Here is a 4337-nt window from a genome sequence, read left to right on the forward strand (position 1 = left end):
CCATATCTTTTCGAAAATTCTGCTGAAGCTGCGCTAACACAGTCTATTGGTCCCCAAGATGTATAACCTAGTATATCTACCCCATCTTTTATAGCTTCTTCCATTGCTTCAATGTGCTCTTTATGAAACTTGATTCTATATTCATCATCCACTGTTTTGATACCATTTATTTCTTCTAAAACCTCTCTTGAGCCTATTCCGTTTTCAGCAACAAACAATGGCTTACCAAAATGATCATACAAATAATTCAATACGAAACGAAGTCCACTTGGATCAATCGGATAATCATAATCTGAATATTCAACAAACGGATTTTTTAATCCTCTCATAATGTTACCATTTGCAAGTTTGTACTTACTCTCGTCATCAGCTACAACTTTACTGCTATAGTAACTAAAGGAAATGAAGTCTACTGTATTTTTCAAAATTTCTATATCATCATTTGTAATGTGCAAAACTACATTGTTTTCTTCCCATAATCTTTTAGCAAAGTAAGGATACTCCCCTTTACAGTGGACATGAATGAAATAATCAAGTTCTTGTTGTGACTTCATCATTTTCATCATATCTTCTGGACTACAAGTCATGGGATATCTTGGTGCTGAAGCAACCATGCAACCAACCATTATGTTTGGATTTATTCTCTTCGCTATTTCTGTAACTTTAGCGCTTGCAACTAATTGGTGATGAGCCGCTTGATACTTATCCTGTTCTCTAATTTTTGTTTTTTCACTAAGAAATCCAGCACCTAGAAGTGGAGAAATAATAGTAACATTGATCTCATTAAAAGTTAACCAATACTTCACTCTATCCTGATATCTATTAATTACAATCTCTGCGTACTTTACAAAAAAGTCTATAACTTCTCTTGATTTAAATCCATCATATTTCTTGCAAAGTTTTAGAGGGATTTCATAATGCGATAACGTAATCAATGGTTCAATATTATACTTCAAACATTCATTTATAAGGTTGTCATAGAATTCAAGACCTTTCATATTTGGTTTTTCATCATCTCCATTTGGAAATATTCTACTCCATGCGATTGAGAATCTAAAAACTTTAAACCCCATCTCAGCCAGATATGCAATGTCCTCTTTGTATCTATGATAGAAATCAGTACCAGTTAATTTTAAATTGTCTTGTGTTGGATGTTCTGTAACTGGCCCTTTTACACCTTTGGGCATTACATCTTGTTGTGACAATCCTTTACCATCCAAATTATAAGCTCCTTCACATTGATTCGCCGCTAAAGCTCCACCCCATAAGAAATTTTCTTTAAATGTCATTATTTAATCACCGTGATTATTTTTGATTCATTAGTAACAGATTGACTACTATTTTCTACAACATCTAAGAAGTCAGTAGAATTAGTCACTATAACTGGTGTTGTAACATCAAATCCTTCACTAATAATTTTATCTAATTCAAATGAAATTAATTTGTCACCTATCTTTACTTTATCACCAACTTTTACAAATGCATTGAAGTATTTACCACCTAACTTAACTGTATCTAAACCCACATGAATTAATACTTCTAAATTGTCATCCGTTTTAATTCCGATGGCATGGTTTGTTTCAAATAACATTTCAATAACACCATCTACAGGTGATTTAACAATTCCCTCTGTCGGAATAATAGCACAACCTTTACCTACTGCTTCAGAACTAAATGCATCATCATTTACTGCTGTTAGTGGAATCAAGTTACCTACAATTGGTGATACAATCTCAATTTTTTTATTTAAACTTATTGTTTCTTTTGGTTCAGATTCTTTAATAGTTACCATATCACTTGATTCATCTTTGTGAGAAATGAATGAAAATATGAATGCCAATATCATAGAGATTGCTACAGCAATACAAATATTAACAAATGAATTGTCTGATCCAATATAAACAGGTAACGCAAAGATTGTTGATGTTCCATAAGCCCATTGCTTAACACCAGTTATACCTGCATAAAGACCTCCAATTGCACCTGCTAGCATTGCACTATATAATGGTTTTTTCAATTTCATCCCAATTCCATATAATGTTGGTTCAGTGATTCCACATAATGCTGTAATTCCAACTGTTGATGCAAGTGATTTGAGTTCCGTATTCTTTGTTTTCAGTGCTACACCAAACGTCGCTGCTGCTTGTGCCATATTACTACACACCATTCCAGGTGCCAATATTGTTGCATATCCCATTGTAGCTCTTTGAATTGACTGTGCACTTCCGATAGCATAATGCATACCCGTCATGACTAATAACGGGCATAATCCACCAATTAACATTGGAACAAACCACCCTACATTTGATTCAAGGAAGGTAAATACTTTTGCCAAATACTCCCCAAAGATCGATCCTAAAGGTCCTAAAACAACGAATCCAACTGGTACTGTAATCAAAATAACTACCATTGGAACAAAGAATGTTTTAATTGCTTTTGGTGTAAACTTTGTAATAAATTTTTCTAAAATTGATTGGAAATAAACAATCAATATAATTGGTACAATACTAGAAGTATATGTTGCCAAAGTAACTGGTAATCCTAAAATGCTTAACGGTTCACCTAGTGTCTTAAAATCCATATAAGTTGGATGAACCAACATAGCTGCAAATATTAATGACAAATATGGATTACATTTGAACTTCTTACCTGATGAAAACGCAATGAAGAATGGCATATAGTAGAAGACACAATCTGCTACCATATAGAATAATTGATACGTTTGTGTTGTATTTTCAATAAAATTGAACTGCACAAGTATAGATAATATTGCTTTTATCATACCCGCCCCTGCTAATGGCCCAATCATAGGCATAACAATACTTGCCATCGTATCAAATATCGCTGATATGATATTTTTATTCGCTTTTGTTTTACTTTCTCCTTGTGTTGTAATATGTGTAATACTCATTAATTCATCGAATACTTCATTAACATGAGTACCAATTACAACTTGAAATTGTCCTCCTTTGTTAACACAGCCTACAACACCATCGATTTTTTTTGTCTCTTCTACATTTGCTTTACTTTCATCTTTTAAAACAAAACGAAGTCTTGTCATGCAATGTGTAGCTGATTCAATATTAACTTCTCCACCAATATTTTTAAGTATCTCTTTTACGGTCTTTTCATATTTCATATTTTTCTCCTTCAAAATAAAAGCTTAAGATTATCAAAAAAACACGATGTGTTTATTTAATCTCTTAAGCCTTGCCCTATTTGGTTACAATCTTTTTCGATTTATTCTCTCTATCTGTTAAGCGCCTAACATGTAACATAAAATATAACATCTCTTCATTCGAAATATTTATGTTTAACTTGTTATCTAAGTATGTTTTTACTTTCAATACACATTTGAATGTATCTGGATATTTAAATTTAATTTGTTCAAATAAGAAATCATCTTCATTATCATTAGTTTTATTTACTCTTTGTAAGAAAAATCTAACGTGAGTAATGAATCGACTATAATTAAGTGATTCTTCATCTAGTTCTATTTTAAAGTGAAATCTTATGATATTTAGGATATCTTGAATAATATTTGTAGCAACTACTGTACTTTGTACACCCTCACCATTTTGTTGTCCATTAACAAAATGCATCGCTATAAAACTTGCTTCGTCTTCAGACATCCGGATATCTTCATAATACTCAACAAGTTTTAATGATTTTAAGGCAACATCAAATTCTTTTTTGTAGAATTTTTTTATCTCCCATAACAAGGCATTTTTAAGTTCATCATTTTCTCTTGCTCTTTTAATTGCAAAATTAATGTGATCCGCGAGTGCAATGAAGATAGTGTCATCAAATTTAGTATTTAATTCTGATTCAGCAAACTCGATAATTTTCTTTGTTAACTCGATATGATTTATCGGTATATCATTTACTAGTTTAACAAATCTATTCTGTAATTCCTCCGAATCAATGCGAAATACTTTTTCAATCTTTTCTTCGCTTGGGATGTCTCCTGGATTTACCGAATATCCAATACCTTTCCCCATCAAAATAACCTCTAACAATTTTGCATCTTCAGCTAAAATGATATTATTATTAAATACTTTTTTAACTTTCAAACACTCACCTCCCCTTTGTTTAAATAAAAAACCTAAACTACGCCCCAAAAAAACGAACATAGTTTAGGCCTTGCCTTGTAAAAGTTACAACCCTAAATACGAGTTTATATTAACCAATGTAACCGCTTTTGTCAATACTTATTTAATTTGTTTTTTAAAGAGACTTTGTTTTATTTAGTCATTCTTCATTTATTGTCTTAGGCAAATCTATTACATCTTCTGATGATAACTATCTAGTAAGTATTTCAAATTTCAATTTAAGAT

General features: G+C 31.6%; 3 protein-coding genes. All 3 read right to left on the minus strand.

Annotated elements, in window-relative coordinates; all coding sequences use genetic code 11:
• Positions 1 to 1289: glycoside hydrolase family 1 protein (locus tag RR430_RS08980; protein ID WP_332508975.1), on the minus strand; the 1289-nt coding region annotated here is incomplete at its 3' end.
• Positions 1289 to 3139, minus strand: coding sequence for a beta-glucoside-specific PTS transporter subunit IIABC (locus RR430_RS08985; protein ID WP_332508977.1), 1851 nt, complete (start codon positions 3137 to 3139; stop codon positions 1289 to 1291). The genes RR430_RS08985 and RR430_RS08980, both read right to left, overlap by 1 nt.
• 76 nt (positions 3140 to 3215) lie before the next feature.
• Positions 3216 to 4073 carry a BglG family transcription antiterminator LicT gene (gene licT, locus RR430_RS08990; RefSeq protein ID WP_332508979.1) on the minus strand — a complete coding sequence of 286 codons (858 nt, stop codon included), beginning with the start codon at positions 4071 to 4073 and terminating at the stop codon, positions 3216 to 3218.
• Positions 4074 to 4337: the final 264 nt, after the last annotated feature.

It is taken from the genome of Anaerorhabdus sp., from assembly GCF_036641015.1.
GTDB lineage: Bacteria > Bacillota_I > Bacilli_A > Erysipelotrichales > Erysipelotrichaceae > Anaerorhabdus.

What these genes read in the sequence shown, in the direction of transcription:
- RR430_RS08985 (WP_332508977.1), bottom strand. Translation starts at nt 3,139, where the DNA reads ATGAAATATGAAAAGACCGTAAAAGAGATACTTAAAAATATTGGTGGA.